This is a genomic window from Paenibacillus sp. LS-5, from assembly GCF_056121505.1.
Map to the genome: position 1 here is coordinate 1 of NZ_JBWAVA010000056.1, position 422 is coordinate 422.

Sequence of the window (422 nt, forward strand, 5' to 3'; positions counted from 1 at the left end):
GCTGGGCACTCTAGAGTGACTGCCGGTGACAAACCGGAGGAAGGTGGGGATGACGTCAAATCATCATGCCCCTTATGACCTGGGCTACACACGTACTACAATGGCCGGTACAACGGGAAGCGAAGCCGCGAGGTGGAGCCAATCCCAGCAAAGCCGGTCTCAGTTCGGATTGCAGGCTGCAACTCGCCTGCATGAAGTCGGAATTGCTAGTAATCGCGGATCAGCATGCCGCGGTGAATACGTTCCCGGGTCTTGTACACACCGCCCGTCACACCACGAGAGTTTACAACACCCGAAGTCGGTGGGGTAACCCGCAAGGGAGCCAGCCGCCGAAGGTGGGGTAGATGATTGGGGTGAAGTCGTAACAAGGTAGCCGTATCGGAAGGTGCGGCTGGATCACCTCCTTTCTATGGAGAATCGTT

At 57.1% G+C, this 422-nt stretch carries 1 rRNA gene; it reads left to right on the top strand.

The features are described from left to right. Nucleotides 1-407, top strand: a 16S ribosomal RNA gene (locus AC0MA3_RS26410); the annotation flags it as partial. Nucleotides 408-422 lie beyond the last annotated feature (15 nt).